The sequence below is a fragment of the Streptomonospora arabica genome (assembly GCF_039531585.1).
Taxonomy (GTDB): Bacteria; Actinomycetota; Actinomycetes; order Streptosporangiales; family Streptosporangiaceae; genus Streptomonospora; species Streptomonospora halophila.
This window is the reverse complement of sequence record NZ_BAAAQI010000009.1, coordinates 85,240-106,200: the sequence shown is the minus strand read 5'-3', so window position 1 is coordinate 106,200 and position 20,961 is coordinate 85,240. Positions and strand designations below refer to the sequence as shown.

At 75.1% G+C, this 20,961-nt stretch carries 18 protein-coding genes; 7 read left to right on the top strand and 11 right to left on the bottom strand.

Features of this window, described 5'->3' with window-relative positions; genetic code table 11:
- The first annotated feature begins 395 nt into the window (after positions 1 to 395).
- The 3 genes from ABD284_RS16170 (at position 396) to ABD284_RS16160 (ending at position 2,903) form a co-directional block, all read left to right on the top strand.
- Positions 396 to 1,193: an SDR family oxidoreductase gene (locus ABD284_RS16170; RefSeq protein ID WP_344144161.1), complete on the top strand. Its 798-nt coding sequence runs from the start codon at positions 396 to 398 to the stop codon at positions 1,191 to 1,193.
- Positions 1,194 to 1,354: 161 nt separating this feature from the next.
- Positions 1,355 to 2,206: a fumarylacetoacetate hydrolase family protein gene (locus tag ABD284_RS16165; protein ID WP_344144159.1), complete on the top strand. Its 852-nt coding sequence runs from the start codon at positions 1,355 to 1,357 to the stop codon at positions 2,204 to 2,206.
- Positions 2,207 to 2,438: 232 nt separating this feature from the next.
- On the top strand, positions 2,439 to 2,903 hold the full coding sequence (locus ABD284_RS16160) for a hypothetical protein (protein ID WP_344144157.1): 465 nt from the start codon (positions 2,439 to 2,441) through the stop codon (positions 2,901 to 2,903).
- 177 nt (positions 2,904 to 3,080) lie between these two features.
- On the opposite strand, the gene ABD284_RS16155 is transcribed toward ABD284_RS16160, so the two are convergent.
- On the bottom strand, positions 3,081 to 3,530 hold the full coding sequence (locus ABD284_RS16155; RefSeq protein ID WP_344144155.1) for a DUF3592 domain-containing protein: 450 nt from the start codon (positions 3,528 to 3,530) through the stop codon (positions 3,081 to 3,083).
- A gap of 607 nt (positions 3,531 to 4,137) precedes the next feature.
- On the opposite strand from ABD284_RS16155, the gene ABD284_RS16150 reads away from it, so the two are divergent.
- On the top strand, positions 4,138 to 5,151 hold the full coding sequence (locus tag ABD284_RS16150; protein ID WP_344144153.1) for a hypothetical protein: 1,014 nt from the start codon (positions 4,138 to 4,140) through the stop codon (positions 5,149 to 5,151).
- 165 nt (positions 5,152 to 5,316) lie between these two features.
- Here ABD284_RS16150 and ABD284_RS16145 read toward each other — a convergent pair whose 3' ends face one another.
- From ABD284_RS16145 to ABD284_RS16120, 6 genes are all read right to left on the bottom strand, one after another.
- Positions 5,317 to 6,492 (bottom strand): amidase family protein, encoded by a 1,176-nt coding sequence (locus tag ABD284_RS16145; RefSeq protein ID WP_344144151.1) that lies wholly within the window; start codon positions 6,490 to 6,492, stop codon positions 5,317 to 5,319.
- 315 nt (positions 6,493 to 6,807) lie between these two features.
- Positions 6,808 to 7,629 carry an enoyl-CoA hydratase gene (locus ABD284_RS16140; RefSeq protein ID WP_344144148.1) on the bottom strand — a complete coding sequence of 274 codons (822 nt, stop codon included), beginning with the start codon at positions 7,627 to 7,629 and terminating at the stop codon, positions 6,808 to 6,810.
- Positions 7,630 to 7,753: 124 nt separating this feature from the next.
- Positions 7,754 to 8,167, bottom strand: coding sequence for a hypothetical protein (locus ABD284_RS16135; RefSeq protein ID WP_344144146.1), 414 nt, complete (start codon positions 8,165 to 8,167; stop codon positions 7,754 to 7,756).
- A 202-nt stretch (positions 8,168 to 8,369) separates the two neighbouring features.
- Positions 8,370 to 9,635, bottom strand: coding sequence for a cation:proton antiporter domain-containing protein (locus tag ABD284_RS16130; RefSeq protein WP_344144143.1), 1,266 nt, complete (start codon positions 9,633 to 9,635; stop codon positions 8,370 to 8,372).
- A gap of 191 nt (positions 9,636 to 9,826) precedes the next feature.
- Complete coding sequence (locus ABD284_RS16125; RefSeq protein WP_344144141.1) at positions 9,827 to 10,306, bottom strand: VOC family protein; 480 nt, start codon at positions 10,304 to 10,306, stop codon at positions 9,827 to 9,829.
- 218 nt (positions 10,307 to 10,524) lie between these two features.
- Positions 10,525 to 11,025 carry a metallophosphoesterase family protein gene (locus tag ABD284_RS16120; RefSeq protein ID WP_344144139.1) on the bottom strand — a complete coding sequence of 167 codons (501 nt, stop codon included), beginning with the start codon at positions 11,023 to 11,025 and terminating at the stop codon, positions 10,525 to 10,527.
- Positions 11,026 to 11,235: 210 nt separating this feature from the next.
- Here ABD284_RS16120 and ABD284_RS16115 point away from each other — a divergent pair, with 210 nt between their 5' ends.
- Positions 11,236 to 13,146, top strand: a complete 1,911-nt coding sequence (locus ABD284_RS16115; RefSeq protein WP_344144137.1) for an ABC transporter ATP-binding protein — start codon at positions 11,236 to 11,238, stop codon at positions 13,144 to 13,146.
- An 84-nt stretch (positions 13,147 to 13,230) separates the two neighbouring features.
- On the opposite strand, the gene ABD284_RS16110 is transcribed toward ABD284_RS16115, so the two are convergent.
- Together ABD284_RS16110 and ABD284_RS16105 are read right to left on the bottom strand one after the other, a co-directional pair.
- Positions 13,231 to 13,878 (bottom strand): SRPBCC family protein, encoded by a 648-nt coding sequence (locus tag ABD284_RS16110; protein ID WP_344144135.1) that lies wholly within the window; start codon positions 13,876 to 13,878, stop codon positions 13,231 to 13,233.
- 10 nt (positions 13,879 to 13,888) lie between these two features.
- The gene (locus tag ABD284_RS16105; RefSeq protein ID WP_344144133.1) at positions 13,889 to 14,275 is read right to left on the bottom strand and encodes an ArsR/SmtB family transcription factor; all 387 of its coding nucleotides are present in this window, start codon (positions 14,273 to 14,275) and stop codon (positions 13,889 to 13,891) included.
- A 144-nt stretch (positions 14,276 to 14,419) separates the two neighbouring features.
- On the opposite strand from ABD284_RS16105, the gene ABD284_RS16100 reads away from it, so the two are divergent.
- Positions 14,420 to 15,487 (top strand): COX15/CtaA family protein, encoded by a 1,068-nt coding sequence (locus ABD284_RS16100; protein ID WP_344144131.1) that lies wholly within the window; start codon positions 14,420 to 14,422, stop codon positions 15,485 to 15,487.
- Here ABD284_RS16100 and ABD284_RS16095 read toward each other — a convergent pair.
- Positions 15,429 to 16,805 carry a PrsW family intramembrane metalloprotease gene (locus tag ABD284_RS16095; protein ID WP_344144128.1) on the bottom strand — a complete coding sequence of 459 codons (1,377 nt, stop codon included), beginning with the start codon at positions 16,803 to 16,805 and terminating at the stop codon, positions 15,429 to 15,431. The two genes, ABD284_RS16100 and ABD284_RS16095, sit on opposite strands and share 59 nt — an antisense overlap.
- 167 nt (positions 16,806 to 16,972) lie before the next feature.
- The gene (locus tag ABD284_RS16090; protein WP_344144126.1) at positions 16,973 to 17,962 is read right to left on the bottom strand and encodes a heme o synthase; all 990 of its coding nucleotides are present in this window, start codon (positions 17,960 to 17,962) and stop codon (positions 16,973 to 16,975) included.
- A 613-nt stretch (positions 17,963 to 18,575) separates the two neighbouring features.
- On the opposite strand from ABD284_RS16090, the gene tkt reads away from it, so the two are divergent.
- Positions 18,576 to 20,696, top strand: a complete 2,121-nt coding sequence (gene tkt, locus ABD284_RS16085) for a transketolase (RefSeq protein WP_344144124.1) — start codon at positions 18,576 to 18,578, stop codon at positions 20,694 to 20,696.
- Positions 20,697 to 20,961 lie beyond the last annotated feature (265 nt).

Sequence of the window (20,961 nt, the reverse complement as noted above, 5' to 3'; positions counted from 1 at the left end):
AGCTGCCGGAGAAGGAAGCTGCGGATGCGCTGCAGACCCGCACCGCCGTCTGCGGCGGGGTCACCGGGTTCCGCCTGATCGCGGCACCGGCCGCCGGCCACGGTCGGTGCCCGTGGCGCCGCACCGGTTCCACGGCCTGCACGCGCATCTGGTGGCCTCGACCCCCGACACGACCGGAGGCTCGACCTCCGCAGGCTGCTCAGCACGCGGATCGAGGTGCGCGGCGGCGAGCCGGTGCCGCCGCAGACGCCGGGGCCCGGGTTCGGCTTCGTCCCTGAGGCGGTGGAACGCTATACCGTTCCCGGATCCGCGGTCACCGCCGCGGCCGGGCACGCGGGCGGCCGGCGCGCCGGGCGCCCGCCCACCGAGACGTCCACGATTCACGAAGGAGCACGATGGCAGAGGAGAACGCCCCGCGCCGGACGGCGGTCGTCATGGCCGGCACCCGGGGCCTGGGCCAGGCCAGCGCGGCCGAGCTGCTGCGCGGCGGACTGCGGGTGACCGTCTGCGGCCGCGACGCAGAGCGCCTGGAGGAGGCGGTGTCCGAGCTCGGCGCGGTCGCCGGGCCCGAGGCCGTGGCCGGCGTGCGCGCCGACGTCTCGTCCGCCGAGGAGGTCGAGGGCCTGGTCGACGGGGCCGTCCAGCGCTACGGCCGACTGGACGTGCTGGTCGTCAACGCCGGAGGCCCTCCGCCCGGCGACTTCGCCGACGTGAGCATGGACGACTGGGACGCCGCCTACGCGCTGACGCTGCGCAGCGCGGTCACCGCGATCCGATCCGCCGTTCCCGCGATGCGCGAAGGCGGGTTCGGGCGCATCGTGGTCATCGGCTCCTCCAGCGTCCGCCACCCCATCGGCGGTCTTGTGCTGTCCAACGTCTTCCGCCCCGCGCTCACGGGCCTGGTCAAGTCGCTGTCCACCGACCTCGCTCCGGACGGCATCACCGTCAACATGGTCTCGCCCGGGCGCATCGACACCGGGCGGGTGCGCACGCTGGACGAGCGCAAGGCCCAGCGCCAGGGCACCACCGCCGAGGAGGTGCGGCGCGGCGCGGAGGCCGCGATCCCGGCGGGCCGTTACGGGCGCCCCGAGGAGCTCGGAGCCATGGTCGGCTTCCTCGCTGAGGAGCGCGCCGGCTACGTCACCGGACAGAGCCTGCTGGTCGACGGCGGGCTCGTGCCGTCGCTGCCCTGAGGCGGCGCCCCCGCCCCCGCTCGCGTCCGTGCGCCGGCGCACGGACGGCCCGGCCGCGTCCGCGCGGACGCGGCCGGGCCCCGCACCGGGAGGCGGCCACCGCCGCCTGCCACCCCCCGAAGGCCCGTCGCCGGCGGGCCGCCCGACCCTAGGGAGTTCGCATGTACCTGGCCACAGCACGCAGCGCCGCCGGTGAGGCCGCGGTCGTCGTCGACGGAGGACGCGGCGTCGCGGCCGCGGCCGACGTGCTCCCCGGCGCGCCCGCCACCGCGCTGGAGGTCGTCGAGCGCGTCGCCGAGTCCGACTTCGCCGCCGCCGTCCGCTCGGCCCCCGATTCGGCCTTCTCCCCGGTGGAGGGCACCGTCTTCGCCGCGCCCTACACCCGGCCGCGCAAGATCTGGGGCATCGGCCTGAACTATGTGGAGCACGCCTCGGACCTGACCGAGTCGGTGCCCGAGGAGCCCGCCTCCTTCATGAAGGGCGACCACACCATCATCGCGCCGGGCGAGGCGATCCCCCTGCCCGGCCAGAGCCGGCGGGTCACCGCCGAGGCCGAGTTGGGGCTGATCATCGGCCGGGAGTGCCGGGACGTGAGCGACGAGGACGCGCTCGGCCACGTGTGGGGCGTGTGCACGGTCCTGGACCAGACCGCCGAGGACATCCTGGCCCGCAATCCGCGCTTTCTGACCCGCAGCAAGAACTTCCCCGGGTTCTTCTCCTTCGGCCCGGCGATCGTGCCGCTGTCGGTCGCGCTGGCCGAGGCCGGCTCGCTCGGCCGGCTCAGCGTGACGACGGTGCTCAACGGCTCCGACGAGCGGGTCAACACCGTCGACCACATGCGCTACTCCCCCGAGTTCCTGGTGGGTTTCCACAGCCGCGTGATGCCGCTGTTCCCCGGCGACATCCTCTCCACCGGCACCCCCGGCGCGGTGCACCTCACGCCGGGCGACGTCGCCGGCTGCCGCATCCCGGGGGTCGGGGAGCTGTCCAACCCGGTGGTGCAGGGAGCCTGACCCGCCGCGCTCCGGGGCAGCGTGCCGCCCGGGGCGCAGCGGCGCCCGCCCCGCTACATCGCGGGATGTAGCCCGGATGGGGCGCGGAGTCGGACGCCCCGATGCGTGCCGCCGCCCTAGCGTCGTCCTGTGCGCGCCCAGGCCCGCCCGCGCGAGCTGCGCGGGCGGGTGCGCGCACGGCCGGCACGGGCCGGCGGAGCGGTTGCGGCACGCGAGGAAGGGGGCGGCATCGGTGGACGGCGACAGCGGCGGCGAGGTGCGCGGACGGCGGCGGATCCCCTGGTGGGGGGTGCTCGGGCTGGCCGCCCTGGGCCTGCCGCGCGCCGTGGCCCACGACCTGGACCTGGTGGGGCCGGGCGTGAACACGGTCCTGGTCTTCGCGCCCATGGTGGTGTGGGTCGCGGTGGCGGTACTGGGCAGGCTGCCCCGGCCGGTGCTCGCGCTGCTGGCGGTGGGCGCGGTCTACGGCCTGCTGCTAGGAGCGGCGCACCAGGTGCTGTGGACCCACAGCTTCGCGGGCCAGCCCCCGGAGCTGGGCGGCAGCCTCGCCGGCGTCCTGCCTCCGGCGGTGGAGAGCGCAGTGGTGCGCACGGCCGCGTTCGTCAGCAGCGTCGTCACCGGCGTCCTGGTCGGCGCGGTCAGCGGCGCTGCGGCGTGGCTGCTGTCCCGCCTCATGCCCGAGCGGACCCGGACGTGACGGTGGCCGCGGATTGCGCGCAGCCCAGCGCCCGCCCGGCGGAGTCGAGGGGCCGCCGCGGTGCGGGTGTCCGTCCTTTCCGCCGGTCCGGTTGGGGCGGCTGCCACCCGCCGACCGGGCGGACACGCCAATGACGGGGCCTCCGGCCAGGCTCTGATGAGGTCACGCCCGCCGGTGTCAGCCGCGGGCCGCGACGACGACCAGGACCAGTCCGACGAGGCCGGCGAGCCCGCCCGCGGCCAGCATGCCGACGCCCAACCACAGGAACACGTCGAAGGCGCCCTCCTCGGTGCTCTCCACCGTCACGGGGTCGCCGGGGGCGGCGGGGTCGTAGGCGACGGTCAGCCGCTCGCCCTCGGCGTGGTCGTCCGGGTTCAGTCCGTTCAGCTTGACGTCGCTGTACTCGACACCCTCGGCGCTGTAGTCGACGTAGACGGTGATGTCCACGTCGTCGCTGCCCTGGCCGTCGTCGCCGGAGCCGACGGTGTCCCGCTCGACCTCGACGGTGCTGACCACGGCCTCGGCCCGTCCCGTGTGCCCGCTGTAGTCGGCCTGCGCGACCAGCGTGAAGATCCCGCCGATGATCAGGAGCACGAGTGCGGCGATGCCGCACGGTATGGCGAACACGATGGCGAGGCCGCGCCGCGCCCCGCTGTCGGAGGATCCGGATGGTCCCGAGTACCGCTTCATGCCCGCCCTTTCCGAGGTTCCTGCACCGACGCCCGCTTGGACGCAGCAGACCGCCTCGGCGTTCCCCCGCCCCGCCCGACCGCCCGCGGAGAGGGAGGTGCGAGGTACCTGCGGAGTTTCGGTTTCCGCCGCGGGGAGCTCGGGTAGCCGGACATGCAACCCGCCGGGTGCTAACACCTTCGCCCCGCGGGCCAGTGTGGGCGGCCGCGCACCGCGGGCGCACCCCCACACGCTCCTCGCGCGAGCGCCCGCCCGCGGCGAAAGCCGGACGGGCCGGGCGCCTCCGCCGAGGGCCGCATCGAGCGGATCCGCCGACGCGGACGGTCCGGGACTCGCCGGCGTCGGCGGCCTACCGCGGGGTCGGCGCGCCGACCCGGGCCGGACGGCAACAGCGTCCGGCCCCGGTGCGGTTCTCCTCTGCTCTTGCCCGCCCCGCCCGCGGCCTCCGCTCGGCCGAACGGCCGGCCGGAGGCCGGGCGCTTCGCCGCCGGCGGCGTCCCCGAAGCGTCGGAACCGCCCCGCCGCCGCGCGCATCGAACCCGGAATGCAGCGCGGACGGGCGGGACGAGCGGTGGGTGCCGGCATCGCGGACGGGGCCGGCGGGCCGGCGGGGCGGCGGCGGACCGCGCGGGCGCCGGTCCCGCGGGGGCAGGTCGCCACCGCGGCCGCCGCGGGTGCGGCGTGGCCGGTCGTGCTCGCCGTCTCCGGTATCGGCGTCCAGCACCTGTTCTGGCGGGCCTACTCCCACACACTCCAGGAGGCCGCCTGGGTCGTCCTGTTCTCGGCGGCGGTCCCCCTCGGGGGAGCCCTGGCGGTCGGCCGCCTGCTGAGCCGCCGGGGTGCGGCACACGGCGGGGCGGCGGCCGCGGTGGCACTGCTGCTGGCCTGCCCGACGGCGGTCTGGTCGGTGTGGAGGGCGTGGCAGCCGCCGGACCCGGCGACGTTCGCGCTGAGCGCTGCGCTGAGCGCGGGAGCGTTCGTGCTGGTCGTGCACCTGGCGCAGCGGCGAGCCCCGCTGCGCTGGGCGGCCGCCGGCAGTGCGCTGGCGCTGCTGGTCCTGGCGGCCGGCTGCGCCGCGGCCTTCCTCGGCGGAATGCGGGGCGAGGCCGCGGCGGCCGTGGAGTCCGCTGACGGCGCCGTTCCGGTCCTGGAGCATCCGCGCTGGGAGCTGCGGGAGGTCTGGGTCGGCGGTGACTCGCTGGTGCTGACCTACCGCCCGGACGGCCCGTCCGGCGGCGAACTGGAGGTCCGGGTCCCCACCGGTCCCGGCCACGGCGCCGGCGGCGACCCGTGCTCCGAGGGTGGCGGCGCCTGCGAGCGCCACGGGGTCGGCGTGCTGCACCGCGACACGACCGGCCGCCTCGAACTGCTCGTCCGCGGGGGCGGAGCCGCGACGCGCGTCGCGGCTCCGTTCACCGAGCCTTCGGCGCGCAGGGCCGACCTGCTGGAGGCCGGCGCCCACCTGCGCCCGGCCACCCCGGCCGAGCGCGGCGAACTGAAGCGGCTCGCCTTCCGCGGCCTCCTCCGCCACAACGTTCCCGGCCTCGCCCACTGGTGACACCCGGCCGGCGTTGAGCGGCCGATCCGGCCGGGCCGTCCTCCACCACCCGTCCCCCTTTTCCGCCGACCGCCGTCGCCGAACCGCGCGCGGCGCCCCCGCGCCCCCGCCCTCGCCGACCGCCGACATAGCCCGAGCAGCGCTCGCACAACGGAAGCACCGAAGTCACGAGGTCGGCGCGAGCACCCGCCGCTCGTAGTCCGCGGCCGCCCGGAGCAGGGCGGCGTCGGCATGGAGACCGGCGATCAGCTGGAGGCCGACGGGGCCGCAGTCGGCCGGCGCCGCGGTCGGCAGACTGACGGCCGGATGGCCGGTGATGTTGAACAGCCAGGTCAGCCCCACGCTCATCGCGTCGCCCGGTCCGCCGGGTCCGTGCGGCGGGTTCGGGGTGGTCGGAGTGGCCAGCAGGTCGAATCCGGCGAACAGCTCCGCAAGGCGCGCGGCGTTGCGGTCGCCGCACGGGGTGCCCTGCGGACGGGAGCGCAGGGCACGCCACTGCTCGGCCGGGTCGTCGAGGGCGAGGCCGGCCTCGTTCACCTCGACCCCTGCGCACCGCTCCCACTCGCCCAGCGCACGGGTGGCGGCCGCGGCCACGCCCGCGTGGACCCGGTTGAAGCCCAGGGTCGCCGACCACGCGACCCGCAGGCGGCGCCGGCGGCCGCCCGCCGAGCGGGAGGCGTCCCGGGCTTCGCCGTCCCCCAGGACCGCGCGGCGGTAGAGCGCGATGTCGGCCACGCTGCGGGCGATGGGGCCGCCGACCGTCAGTCCTGCGGCGTCGCGGGAGGGCAGCAGGCCCGTCGTGGGCTTGTACCCGACCACGCCGCACCACGCGGCGGGGATGCGGGTGGAGCCGGCGCCGTCGCTGGCCGTGGCCATCGGCACCATGCCCGCCGCCACCGCCGCACCCGAACCCGCGGACGACCCGCCCGGGCTGGCCCCGGAGCGGCGCGGATTGGCCGTCGTGCCCCGGTCGGTCGCGCCCCAGGTCTTCCATTCGGTTCCGGGACCGGGCACGGCGGTCGCGCCCACGGGCACGGCTCCCGCCGCGACCAGCCGGCGTGCCTGGAAGGACTCGATGCCCTCGGACCGCTTCACACCGATGGGTACCCCGGCCAGGGGCAGGGCGGCGCCGCGCCCCAACGCGGCGTCGACGGCGGCCGCTCGCTCACGCGCCCATTCGTCCCAGACAGCGCAGAAGGCGTTGGTGTTGCCGTCCAGCCGCCGGATCGCGGCAAGCGCGTCGGCGACCGCCGCCGAGGCGCTCGTCCGCCCCCGTGCAACGGCCGCCGCGATCCCGGCCGCGTCCGCGAGCCGGTCCTCATGCCCCGCACCATTGCGCACGCCCACGATTGTGCCGTCCCGCGCGCGGGACCGCGCCGACCGCGCCCCGTCACCGCTCGGACGACACCGCAAGGGCAGCCCGGCCTTCGGCCCGGCGCCGCCGGGCCCGGACCTCGTGGGCCCGAGCCGGCACCACCGGCCCCGGAGCCCTCGACCGGCGGCGCCAGCGTTCCGTTCGCGGCGCGGCAGCACCCGCCGCACCCCGCCGGGGGCGGGCCGGAGCGTCGCCGCGGCCGGTGATCCGGCGGCCGTCGCGGCGTCGGCCGACGTCCGGCCCCGCGCTGCGGCGGGCTTCGCGGGGCAGGCTCGGGCGGGTCAGCGGCCGCGCCAGGTCGGGGTGGTCTTGTCGGCGAAGGCGGCGACCGCGTTGCGGAAGTCCTCGCTGCCGTAGACCCGCTCGACGATGTCGCGGTCCGCGGGCAGACCGGCGCCGCGCAGCCGCCGCGCCGACTCCTTGGCCGCCCACATGCTCAGCGGGGCGTGCTCGGCGAGGCGGCCGGTCAGCTCCTCCGCGCCGGCGTCGAGCGAGTCCTCCGCGGCCAGCCGGGTGACGAACCCGGCGGCGTGGGCTTCGTCGGCGGTGAGCATCCGCGCGGTCAGCAGCAGGTCCAGCGTCCTCGCCGTGCCCAGGTGGTCGGCCAGCAGCGCGAAGGCCGGCATGGCCAGGCAGTTGCCGAGCGTGCGCGCGATCGGCACGCCGAAGCGGGCCGACGGAGCGGCGATGCGCAGGTCGCAGGCCGCGGCGATGGCCAGCCCGCCGCCCACGCAGTAGCCGCGCACGGCCGCGAGCGTGGGCACGCGCACCGCGGTGAGGCGGTCGATGACGGCGCCGATGCGCTGCTCGTAGGCGACGCCGTCGGCTCCGTCGGCGAACCCGGCGAACTGGCCGATGTCGGTGCCGGCCACGAAAGCGGCGCCCCCGGCGCCGGTCAGCAGGAGGACACGTACGTCGTCGTCGGCGTCGGCCCGCTCGCACGCCTCGGCCAAACCGTCGTACATCGCCCAGGTCATGGCGTTGCGGCGGGCAGGGCGGTTGAACGTCACCGCCAGCACGCCGCCGCGCCGCTCCACCAGCAGTTCCGGCCCGCCGTCCACTCCATCGCCGTGCGCCCCGCCCGCCGCCGCGTCCTCGCTCATGTGCCGCCTTCCCTCCGGCTCGACGCCCGTCCGGACCGGCGGGCCCGTAGGGCGCCGGCCCCGGGGGCATTCTCGCCTGCACCCGTCCGCCGGTGCGCGGGCAGGGGCGGTCCCCGGCCGGCGCTCAGCCCTTCCGGCGCCGACCGCCGAGCAGCAGTTCCCGCAGCACCCCGAGCGCCAGGACCGCCCACACCAGGCAGTAGGCGCCGAAGAGCGCGCCGCCCGCGTCGGTGGCGATCGCCCGCCCGGTCATGCCGATCGCGCCGGCCGCGGCCACCAGGGCCGCCGCTCCCACCGGCAGGGCCGGCAGCCAGCGGGGGGCTCGGCGCACAGCGGGCAGCGCACACGCGGCGAACAGCAGCAGGGCGGCGGCGCCGACGCCCGCGTTGGCCCACTGCGCCGCGGCGGCCTCGCCCGGCCCGTAGGCGGCGTAGCCGGACTCGGGCACCCGCGGGCCTCCGGTCACGCCCAGGCGCCCGTCGAGCGCGTAGTGGACCTTGGATGCGACGTACGGCGCCGTCCACGCGGCGGCGGCCACCGCCCACCCGCTCCGAGCGCGCCGCCCGCGCCGACCGGGACCGGGCGCGGCCCCGCCCTCTCGGCGCATGGCCGGACCGGGGACGCCGCGTGGTTCCGTGTGGGGTTCCATGGCCACCACTCTCGCTCGGGCGCCCGGGCGCGCTGCTCCCCCGCGCGGGGCAACCGCGGCTTCGGGCCTCCCCCGCGCGGCGCGGGCGCCCTCAGCGCGTGTCCGGCCCTTCGGGGGCGGCGCCTCCCGGCGGCGGCTCCTGCTGCCCCCGGCGGTCCGCGGAGCCACCACCGTCCGCGCCTCGGGCCGGGCTGTTGCCCTCGTTCTCCGCGAACCGGCCGGCGACCACGATGTCGGTCGAGGAGTGGGCCAGGATCGACAGCACGATGGCCAGGGCCGCCAGGTGGAACAGCTCGTCGCTGCGCCCCAAATCCGACTCCAGCACCAGCAGGCCGTAGACGACCGAGGCGAAGCCCTTGGGGCCGAACCAGGCGACCGCGGCCCGCTCCCGCTTGCCCAGCTCCGAGCCGGTCAGCGCCGCCAGCATCGCGGCGGGGCGGGCCGCCAGCAGCACGAGCACCGCGAAGGCCCACCCGCTCAGCGGGATCTCGGCGAGGAAGGACGGCGACATCAGCGCGCCGAAGGCCAGCAGGGCCGCGAGCTTGAGCAGCTCGGCGACCGACTCGCCGAACCTGTCGAAGGCGGCACGCATCTCCGGGCTCGCCGAAGCGATCGTCACCCCCGCGGTGAAGGCGGCGAGGAACATGTTGGCGTGCACAAGCTGGCACACCGCCAGAATCGCCAGGCCGATGGCGAACGCGCCCAGGGGCTCGTAGCGGGTGGTCGCGGTCAGGCCGGGCAGCCGCTCCAGCGCGATCCCGCCGAGGGCGATCCCCACGCCCACGAGAACGCCCAGGCCCAGTTCCGCCGCCAGCGACGCCGGGTGCGGCGGCTGGTCCGCGGCCAGCGACAGCAGGACGACGACGACGGGCAGCGCGAGCCCGTCGTTGAGCCCCGATTCGACGTTGAGCAGGTGGCGCACGCGGTAGGGCACCCGCTCGCGGGCGATCAGCGCGGCGGCGAAGACGGGGTCGGTCGGCGAGAGCACGGCCGCGATCAGCAGGGCCTCAGGCCAGTCCAGCCCGGCCAGGTAATGGGCCAGCAGTGCGATCAGCGCGAAGGTGGCCGGCATGCCGAGCCCGAGGGCGCGGGCGGGCAGCCTCCAGTGGGCGCGCAGATCCTTGACGTCCAGCCGCATGCCGTCGGTGAACAGCACGGCGAACAGCGCGCCCTCGGCCAGCAGCCGCACCGAGTGGGTCCCGCCCGACAGCGGCACCAGGCCGAGGACCCCCTGGCCGAGGACGAACCCGGCGACCAGGAAGAGCGCGGCCGTGGAGAGCACGGTCCGGTGCGCGATGCCCGAAACCAGCACCGCCGCGAACAGCACCACAGCAAAGGCCAGCACCAGCTCGATCAACGTCGGCACCCCTCAGCCGCGCGGGACCGCGGTCGTCGTCCGTCATCGGGGCGCGGGCCGATGCCCCGCCCAGCGTCGTCCGCGCGGGCGCCTACCCGCGTCGCCCGGGGGCCAACCGGCGCGCTGGGGAGGGGTGCGCGGCCGCACACGCCGCGGCCGCCGGGCGGGCCGCGCCACGGGCGGCCGCGCCGCTACCCGGCGCCGTCTGCGGCGGCGACGAGCGCCGCGACGTCGATCTTGCGCATGCCCATCATCGCGTCGATGGCGCGCCCGGCCCGCGCCGGATCGGGGTCGGTGGTCAGCTCCGTGAGCTTGCGCGGCACGATCTGCCAGGACAGGCCGTAGCGGTCCTTGAGCCAGCCGCACTGGCTCTCCTGCCCGCCGCCTTCCAGCAGGCGGGACCAGTAGTAGTCGACCTCCTCCTGGTCGGCGCAGTCGACGTAGAGCGAGACGGCTTCGTTGAAGGTGAAGACGGGGCCGGCGTCGAGGGCCAGGAAGCGCTGGCCCGCCAGGTCGAAGGCCACCGTCTTGACGGCCACGTCGCTGTCGGGCGCCATCTTGCCGTAGTCGTTGATCTCCACGATCCGCGCGTCGTCGAACACGGAGGTGTAGAACCGGGCGGCCTCCTCGGCCTGGGTGTCGAACCACAGGTGCGTCATGATCTTCTGCATGGCAGGCTCCTCACGCTGTGCGGACCCGGGCGGCCCGCCTGCCCGAGGGCACCGCACCGCGGTGCCGGAAGGTGGACTTGCGCGGGCGCGCGGACTCATCGCGGTGCGCCCGGGTTTTCGCAGCGGGTCCCGCCCCCTCCGGGGCGGCGTCCCCGACGGGGTGATACCCCCGCGGGGCGCTTACGACCGCGCCGCTTCGCGCGCGGGCGGCTCCCGCCTCAGTCCAGGCCGATGCGGTGCAGGCGCACGTCGCTCAGCCGCCCGTCGGCGGCGGTGGCCGTCATGTAGGTGTGGTGGGGCTGGCGCCGGCGGTCGGTGGGCGATCCGGGGTTGAGCAGTCGCAGCCCGTTGGGGGCGGTGGTGTCCCAGGGGATGTGGGAGTGGCCGAACACGAGCGCGTCGGCGTCGCCGAACCGCTCGGCGCACCGCCTCTCGCGGCCCTTGGCCTGCCCGGTCTCGTGGACCACGGCCAGGCGCACCCCCTCCAGGGTCGCGCGGGCGACCTCGGGCAGCCGCGCGCGCAGCTCAGGGCCGTCGTTGTTGCCGTAGACCGCCACCAGCCGGCGCGCCCGCGCCTGCAGGTCCTCCAGCGAGGCCAGGTCCACCCAGTCGCCGGCGTGCACCACCGCATCGGCGCGCTCGACCTCGGCGCCGACCTCGGCGGGAAGCCCGCGCGCCCGCCGCGGGATGTGGGTGTCGGAGATGATCAGCAGCCGCATGCGACTCAACGTAGCGTTCCCCGCCCCGGGGGTGCGCGCGTCCGCGCCCGGACACGGCCGGGCGCTGCCGGGCGGCCTGTTCCGGCCTCCCCGCGCGATTGACTTCAAGCTAACTTGAGATTTTAGTGTCGGCCGTGCAGTCGGAGCGGTGGCCGGACCGCCGTCCCCCCGCCTCCGCACGCCGCCGAGCACGGACAGGATGAAAGGCTCATGAGCATAGAGATCAGTGCGTGGACCTCGATGTACCACGCCGTACACGCGCCGAACGACACGCGTCCGTTCTCAGCGGCCACGCTGCGGCGCATCGGCCGCTTCGCCCGGCCGCACAAGCGCGCACTCCTCGCGTTCGTCCTGCTCAGCAGCGTCACCGCCGCCCTCGCGGTGGCGACTCCCCTGCTGGCCGGGCGCATCGTCGACGCGATCACCGCCTCCGAGCCGTTCGCAACGGTGGTGGCGCTGGCGGTGCTGATCGCGGCGATCGCCCTGGCCGAGGCGGGCCTGGGTCTGCTGACCCGGTGGTTCTCGGCCCGGATCGGCGAGGGCCTGATCCTGGACCTGCGCTCGGCCGTCTACGACCACGTGCAGCGCATGCCGATCGCCTTCTTCACCCGGACCCGCACGGGCGCCCTGGTCAGCCGGTTGAACAACGACGTCATCGGAGCCCAACGGGCGTTCTCCGACACCCTCTCGGGTGTTGTGGGCAACCTGGTGACGCTGCTGCTGACACTGGCGGCCATGCTCGTGCTGTCCTGGCAGGTCACGCTGGTTTCGCTGCTGCTGCTCCCGGTCTTCGTGATCCCCGCGCGGCGGATGGGCGGCCGCCTGGCGCGGCTGGACCGCGAGGCCGCGGACCACAACGCGGCCATGGGCGACCGGATGACCGAACGGTTCTCGGCGAGTGGAGCCGTGCTGATCAAGCTGTTCGGCCGACCCGAGCAGGAGTCCGACGAGTTCCGCGCGCGGGCGCGCCGGGTACGCGACATCGGCGTGCGCACCGCCATGCTGCAGACGACGTTCATGACGGCGCTGACGCTGGTCTCCGCACTCGCGCTGGCCTTCGTCTACGGGCTCGGGGGGTTCCTGGCGCTGAGCGGCACGCTGAAGGCCGGGGCCGTGGTGGCGCTGGCGATGCTGCTGACCCGGCTCTACGCCCCGCTGACCGAACTGGCCGGCGCCCGGGTCGAGGTCATGAGCGCCCTGGTCAGCTTCGAGCGGGTGTTCGAGGTGCTCGACCTGAAGCCGCTGATCACGGAACGGGCGGACGCCGTGGCCGTCCCCGAGGGCCCGGTCTCCGTGGAGTTCGACGGCGTCGGGTTCGCCTATCCCAGCGCCGACAAGGTCTCCCTGGCCTCACTGGAGGAGGTCGCCGACCTGGACACCCGCGCCGGCAAGCAGGTCCTGCACGAGGTGTCCTTCCGCGCCGAGCCGGGGCAGACGGTGGCGCTGGTGGGCTCCTCGGGCGCCGGCAAGTCCACCATCGCCTCGCTGCTGCCGCGGCTCTACGACGCCGACAGCGGAGCCGTGCGTCTGGGCGGGGTGGACGTGCGCGACCTGACGGCCGCGTCCCTGCGCTCCGCCCTGGGCATGGTCACCCAGGACGGCCACCTGTTCCACGACACCGTGCGCGCCAACCTGCAGCTGGCCCGGCCGGGCGCCGAGGAGTCCGAGCTGTGGGGGGCGCTGCGCCGCGCGCGCCTGGACGACCTGGTCGCCTCGCTGCCCGACGGCCTCGACACCGTGGTGGGCGAGCGCGGCTACCGCTTCTCCGGCGGCGAGCGCCAGCGGCTGACGGTGGCGCGGCTGCTGCTGGCCCGGCCCCGGGTGGTGATCCTGGACGAGGCGACGGCCCACCTGGACTCCACCTCCGAGGCGGCGGTGCAGGAGGCGCTCGCTGAGGCGCTGGAGGGCCGCACCGCGGTGGTGATCGCCCACCGGCTCTCCACGGTGCGCGCGGCCGACATGATCCTGGTGGTCGAGGACGGCCGGATCGTGGAGCGCGGCACCCATGAGGAGCTACTGGCGGCCGGCGGCCGCTACGAGGTCCTGTACCGGACGCAGTTCGCCGGCTCCGACCGCTCCGCGGCCGCGGAGTCCCTCGACCCGGCGGCTCCGGTGCGCTGAGCCGGCCGGGGTTGGTGCACCGGAGGCGGGCCGGGTCCGGCGGCGGCGCCGGGGCCTGGTCCGCCGACCGGACCCGGCGCCCGCTCAGCCCCGGCCCTCGGGCTCCTCGGTCGCGATGTAGGCGGCGGTGGTGCGGTCGGCGGCGGCGCGGGCCGCCTCTTCGCCGGTGCCGAACTCGACGTTGGCCCGGCGCCACCGGTCGCTGCTCAGCTCGACGAACCGCCGCCCCTCGTCGGAGGCCATCCAGCTCTCGATCTCGGCCGCGTCGGCGCTCTCGCCGCCGGCCAGGTGCTCGCCCAGCCCCATCAGAGCCATGTCCCAGCCGACGCCCGCGGCACCCGGGCCGAACGACTCCCAGGCCTCGTCGTCGACGTGGGCGATGTGGACCAGCTCCAGCCGGGTGCCGGCGGGCTCGGCGGCCAGGCCGACCTCGATCCAGCTGACCTGGCCGCCGGACTCCCAGGTGGCGGTGAAGGACGTGGGCGGGTCGCAGGCGGTGATCGTGCCGCCGGCGTTGCCCTCCAGCCGGTAGTGGCCGCCTTCGCGCAGGTCGCCCGAGACGGGCAGGAACCAGCGCGGGATGCGCTCGGGGTTGGTCAAGGCGTCCCAGACGTCCTCGACGCGCACCTCGTAGGTCTGGCCGATGGTCAGCACGCGCGCCTCGCCCGCGTCGAGCATCCGGGTACCCAGACGCCTGCGTACTGCGCTGATCTGGTGGTCTACGTCGATCACTGTGGTCTCCTCACGAGCCTCGGTGGTGGTCCGGCTCGGGTGCGTCCCGTCCCCGCCGGCGCGGCGCTCGCGGAGGCGGCGCGCGCCCGGCCCGGGCCGGCTCCGCGCCCACGGTGTCGAGGCGGGGCTCCCAGAAGCCGCGGAACCGGTCGAGCCATACGTCGATGTCGCGCAGGGGCCCGGAGTCGACCGCGTACAACCGCCGCGCCCCCTCCCGGCGCACGGTGGCGAACCCGGTCTCACGCAGCACCTTGAGGTGCCGGGAGACGGCGGGCCGGCCGATTCCGAACTCCTCGCAGATGACCGCGCTCATCGCTCCGGAGGTCGACTCCCCCTCCCTGAGCAGTTCGAGGATGCGGCGGCGCACAGGGTCGCCGAGCACGTCGAACGCGTTCATGGCGCCAACTTACGGCCGCGGCTTATATAAGCAAGCATTCACGTACCCGTGTCGCGGACGCCGCGAGCCGCACCCGAACCGCACCCGGGCCGGGGCCGCCGTCCCCGTGCCGGGGCCCGGACAGGAGGTACTACAGTCTGTCGTATGCGTGGTCTCCCAGCTCCGGCCCCCTATGCGGCCGACGAAATCCTCCTGCTGAACCTGCCCCTGTGGGCCTGGCAGATCGCGCTGGCCGTGGTCGGGGTCGTCGTCCTGGCGCTGCTGGCGCGCACCGTGTGGCAGCCGACCACGGCGGCGCTGCGCTGGTGGGGCCTGGGCAACATCGTGGTCAACGTCGGGATCGCAGTGACCGGAGCGACGGTGCGGGTGACCTCCTCCGGCCTGGGCTGCTCGGAGTGGCCCCGCTGCACCGAGGAGAGCTTCGTCCCCGTCGACACCGGCCACTCGGCGATCAACGCCGCCATCGAGTTCGGCAACCGCACGTTGACGTTCCTGGTGCTGGCCGTGGGCGTCATCGTCTTCATCGCCACCCTGCGCATGCGGCCCCGCCGCCGCGACCTGCTCGCCTACGCCACGCTCATCCCGCTCGGCGTCCTCGGCCAGGCCGTGGTCGGCGGCATCACCGTCTGGAGCGACCTGCACCCGGCCTCGGTGGCGTCCCACTTCCTGCTGTCGATGCTGGTCGTGGTGCCGGCCGTGGCCTACTACGTGCGCTGCCGCGAGCCGCGGGGCCTGCTGCGCCCCACCGTCGCCCGGCCGGTGCGCCTGCTGGCCACCGCCCTGCTCCCGCTGGGGTTCGCGCTGCTGGTGGCCGGCACGGTGGTCACCGGCACCGGCCCGCACGGCGGCGACGCCGACGCTCCGCGCTGGGGCTTCGACATGGTCGCGGTCGCCCGCATCCACTCCGGGCTGGCCTGGGCCCTGCTGGCGGGCTCCGCCGCGCTGGCGGTCGCCACCGTGCGCCGCGCGCCCGCCCCGCTGCGCACGGCCGCCCGGCTGCTGCTGGCGGCCGTGCTCGCCCAGGCCGCGCTGGGCTACACCCAGTACCTGCTCGGCCTGCCGGAATGGCTGGTGGTGCTGCACGTGCTGGGGTCGGGCCTGGTGTGGGTGGCCGTCCTGCGCGTCTACTTCGCCACCGCCGAGCGGGTGGAGGTCACCAGCCCCGGCCCGGCCCCGGCTGCTGCGGGGGATACGGCGGCTGCCCGGGACTAGGCGGCCCGGCACCTGGCGCGCCCGGCGCGGGCGGAGGGCCCTGCGGCGGAGGCTGGCCCTGGGCGGCGCGCTGCTGCTGGGCCTGGGCGATGACATGCGCGAAGTCGGCGCGCTGCAGGAAACCGGAGTCGGTCGCCTGGGGGGCCCAGGCCGGGACGACCGGTTGCTGCATGTGGCCGAGGAACGCCGTGCGCGCCGCGTGCATCAGCGCGAGGAAGCTGTCGCGCCGCTCCTGCCAGGCCGGGCGGGCCACTCCGCGCGCCAGGCGCTGGTGCAGCAGCGCCAGCTCGGTCGCCGCCAGCTGGTAGTCCTTCATCGCCCGCCGCCCGCGCTGGCCGGCGTTGCGCTGCGCCCACGAGCGTGCGCCCCGGCGCCCCGGGATCGAGCTGAGCATGCGCACGTCGGCCGGGGTCACCAGGCCGGTGGAGACGTAGGGAGGCAGGAAGTGCGCGATCGCGGCCACCTGCCGGCGGCGGTCCTGCACGGCCAGCACGATGATCGACACCAGCACGAAGAACAGCACCACGTAGGCGATGCCGAACCCGATCCAGCCGAAGGCGGTGGAGGCGTTCCACAGCCCGTGCAGCACCACGGCGCCGAGCCAGCCCAGCACCGGTGCGAACAGCCGCCCGCCGCCGCGGTTGATGGCGGCGTAGGCGACGCCGATGCCGATCATCGAGGTGTAGAGCGGGTGGCCGAACGGCGAGACGAGCCCGCGCAGCACGAACGTGAAGCCGAGGCCGAAGGCGCCCTCGCTCATGTAGGAGCTGAGGAAGTAGAGGATGTTCTCGGTGAAGGCGAACCCGGTGGCCACCATTGCGGCGTAGATGACGCCGTCGGTCAGCGAGTCGAGCTCGTAGCGGCGCCGCCAGAGCAGGATGAGCAGCACCAGGCCCTTGGCGCTCTCCTCGACCAGCGGAGCACCCACCGCGGTCGAGACGAAGTCGCCCATGGACTGCCCGAACGCGGGGACCGTCACGAGCGCCATGCCCGCCGTGTTGAGGATGAAGGAGACCACCACGGCCACGCCCGCGCCCCACAGGAACGCGAAGAGCAGGACCATCCCGGGCTCGGGTTCGAGCCGGTCGAGCGTGAGGATGAGGGGCACCAGGATCGCCACGGGGATGATCGCGGCGACCAGGCTGATGACGAACCCCACGACACCGGCGACGCCGCCGCCGGCCAGGCCTGACCACAGCAGGTAGCCCATCATGGCCAGCATGCAGAGCACGCTGATGATGATGCCGATGGTGAGTCCGACGGAGCGGCGGCCGGGTTTGCGGCCCTCCAGGATGGCTTTCGCGTCTAGTGCGGGCATGGCCTCAGATCGTAGTGGTTTCCGGGAGTGCGCAGGTATGGCGACAGCCGCTCCATCAGCGCGATCGCCGAAGTGCCGGGGTGATTCCGGCCCGGCCTCGGCGGCGGCCACTACCGGCCACCGAGCGGGGCTTGACGCGACGCTGTGCGGCGGCCGGCCGCGCGGGCTCAGTCGAGCAGGCCGGCCAGCAGCGGGTCGACGGTGACCGCGCAGAAGAGCAGCGCGAGATAGGCGTTGGACAAGTGGAAGAAGCCCATCGTCGACAGCTTCGGCCCCGTCACGCCGGCGCGCACCCGCGCCAGCAGCCGGTGGGCCTGCACGAGCAGCACCGCTCCCAGCGCCAGCGCGACCAGCGCGTAGAACGGCGTGGTGTCGGCGACCGGCCACAGGAGCAGGGAGGTCACGACCGTCGCCCAGCTGTAGAGCACGCACTCCAGCATGACGCGCTGCTCGGTGGCCACGACGGGCAGCATCGGGACCTTGGCGGCGGCGTAGTCCTCGCGGTAGCGCATCGCCAGCGCCCAGGTGTGCGGCGGCGTCCAGAAGAACACCACCAGGAACAGCACGAACGGCGCCCAGTCCAACCGGTCGGTGATCGCACTCCAGCCGATCAGCACCGGCATGCAGCCGGCGATGCCGCCCCACACGACGTTCTGCGCGGTGCGCCGCTTGAGCAGCATCGTGTAGACGAAGATGTAGAACAGGATCGCGAACGCCGACAGTGCCGCCGAGAGCAGGTTGACGAGCAGCGCGAACCCCGCGGTGGAGCCCACCGCCAGCGCCAGCCCGTATACGAGCGCGCCGAGCGGCGTCACCCGGGCCATCGCCACCGGGCGCCGCCGGGTGCGGCGCATCTCCTGGTCGATGTCGCGGTCGATGAAGCAGTTGATCGCGTTGGCGCTGGCCGCCGACATGGTGCCGAAGACCAGGGTGGCCAGCGCGGTGCCCAGCGGGGGCACCCCCGACGCGGCCACGAACATCACGGGGATGGTGGTTATCAGCAGCAGCTCGATGACCCGCGGCTTGGACAGGGCGACGTAGGCGCGCACGTGGGCCAGCAGGGAGGCACCCGGCGAGGGGCGGCCGGCGGGCTCGCCGGGCGAGTCGGCGGCCGTTCCGTCCGCCGACTCGTGCGCGGGAGGCTCGGAGAGCGCCATCAGTACCACCGCACGGCGGATGCCGCCCCGGGCACCGCGGATTCGGGGGACTTCGGCACTCCGGACACTGACACGCTCTACCTCAACGGAACTCAGGGGTCTGCTCTGCTCGCCACAGCGGGGCCCGTCCGTACCGGCGGTGGCAGCGCGCCGAGGACGACCCCGTCAACGACATACTGTAGTACTTCCCCCGGGCGCACCTCGCCGGGGTCCCCCGCCGGTCGCTCCGGAGCGCGGCCCATTGCCGGGCGCCGCCGCCGCGGTGGCAGGGTCGCACACACCGGGGTGCCGCGCACAGCCGCCGCGCGGGCCCGCCCCGCACGGCCGTCAGGAGGGGCCCGGCGCGATGAGACGTGTCGGACATAGGCCATCCCGACAGGGAACGATAGGCTCGCACACGGTCGCACGTGTCACCCCGGCGGGCACCCCGGTCCCGGCCCGGGCCCCGGTCCGCCGCCGGCGCTGGCGGCCCGGCGGCCCCCCTCCCACGGCACCCGTGCGCCGGCACCCGCGGGATTTCAGGCCACCGCGACCCTGGACAACCCCACATTCACCATCCCGGGCGGCGCGCGCCCGGGTTCTGCTGAATGCGCGAAAGGAGCCCTGAGCCCGCGTGAACATCGACACCTCCAAGTCCCTTGAGTGGTCGGAACCGGACCGGCGCGCAGTGGACGCGGTCCGCGCCCTCGCGATGGACGCCGTCGAGGAGGCGGGCTCCGGCCACCCCGGCACCGCGATGAGCCTCGCTCCGGCGGCCTACCTGCTCTTCCAGAAGATCATGCGGCACGACCCCGCCGACCCCTCCTGGGTCGGCCGCGACCGCTTCGTCCTCTCCTGCGGCCACTCCAGCCTCACGCTCTACATCCAGCTCTACCTGGCCGGCTACGGGCTCGGCCTGGACGAGCTGAAGCGCCTGCGGCAGTGGGACAGCCTCACGCCCGGCCACCCCGAGGTCGGCCACACACCGGGGGTCGAGACCACCACCGGCCCGCTCGGGCAGGGCATCGGCAACGCCGTGGGCATGGCCATGGCCGCCCGCCGCGAGCGCGGCCTGTTCGACCCCGCCTCCGCGCCCGGCGACAGCATCTTCGACCACTTCGTCTACGCCATCTGCTCCGACGGCGACGTGCAGGAGGGCGTGAGCCACGAGGCCAGCGCGCTGGCGGGCACCCAGAAGCTGGGCAACCTCGTGCTCATCTACGACGACAACCACATCTCCATCGAGGATGACACCCAGATCGCGTTCTCCGAGGACGTCGCGGCCCGCTACGAGGCCTACGGCTGGCACGTGCAGGAGGTCGACTGGACCGCCGGCGGCGCCTACAAGGAGGACGTGGAGGCGCTGCACCGGGCGATCACGGCCGCCCAGGCCGAGACCGAGCGGCCCTCGTTCATCCGGCTGCGCACCATCATCGGCTGGCCCTCGCCCAACAAGCAGAACACCGGCGCAATCCACGGCGCGGCGATGGGCGCCGAGGAGGTGGCCGCCACAAAGCGCGAGCTGGGCCTCGACCCGGCGGCCTCCTTCGACGTGCCCGAGGACGTGCTGTCCCACACCCGCCGGGCGGTGGAGCGAGGACGCGCCGACCACGCGGAGTGGACGTCCGCCTTCGCGGCCTGGCACGGCTCCGCCGGTGAGCGGGCCGAGCTGTTCGACCGGCTCCACGCCGGTCGGCTGCCCGAGGGCTGGGAGAAGGCCCTACCGGTCTTCGACGCCGACGAGAAGGGCGTGGCCACCCGCAAGGCCAGCGGCGAGGTGCTCAGCGCCGTCGCGCCGGTGCTGCCCGAGCTGTGGGGCGGGTCGGCCGACCTGGCCGGCTCCAACAACACCACCCCCAAGGGCGAGCCGTCGTTCATCCCGGAGGAGTACTCCACCAAGGCGTTCTCGGGCAACCGGTTCGGCCGGGTGCTGCACTTCGGCATCCGGGAGCACGGCATGGGCTCCATCCTCAACGGCATCGCGCTGCACGGGCCCACCCGGCCCTACGGCGGCACGTTCCTGGTCTTCAGCGACTACATGCGCCCGGCGGTGCGGCTGGCGGCGCTGATGGGCCTGCCGGTGACCTACGTCTGGACCCACGACTCGATCGGGCTGGGCGAGGACGGCCCCACCCACCAGCCGGTCGAGCACCTGTGGGCGCTGCGGGCCATCCCCGGCCTGGACGTGGTGCGCCCGGCCGACGCCAACGAGACGGCGGTGGCCTGGCGGTCGATCCTGGCCAAGGGCGAGCGCCCCACCGCGCTCGCGCTGACCCGCCAGAACGTGCCGACCCTGGACCGCGAGCGCTACGCCCCGGCCGAGAACGCCGCCAAGGGCGGCTACGTCCTGGCCGAGGCCGGCAGCGGCAGCCCTGAGGCGCTGATCATCGCCACGGGCAGCGAGGTCGCCGTCGCGCTGGACGCCCGCGAGCGCCTTGAGGAGGCCGGCACGCCCACCCGTGTCGTGTCGATGCCCAGCGTCGAGTGGTTCCGGGCCCAGGACACCGCCTACCGCAACAGCGTCCTGCCGCCGTCGGTGCAGGCGCGCGTCTCGGTCGAGGCCGGTATCGCGCTGGGCTGGCACGAGTTCATCGGTCCCGCGGGCGAGGCCGTGAGCCTGGAGCACTTCGGCGCCTCCGCGCCCTACGGAACCCTTTACGAGCAGTTCGGTCTGACGGCTGACCGGGTAGTGGCCGCGGTACACGCCAGCGTCGCCAAGCTCGGCGGCGAGCAGGGCTCGACGACCGGGAACTGATCGGGAATCGATAAGGCGGGCGGGGACTTCTTGGGAAGGGCGGCACGGACCGGGTGTCCGGGGCCCGTACCCGGGAACCCGCCCCCGCGCCGCCCGCGGTGGGCCGGCGGAGGCCGGACCACCGCGGGCAGACGACAAGTCAACAAGGAATCCGTGACGCGCAGCCCGTGACGCGCAGCGTCGCCTCCCGGGGCGGCGGCGGGTGACAGGGAAAACCCGTGACGCGCAGCGTCGCCTCCCGGGGCGGCGGCGGGTGACAGGGAAA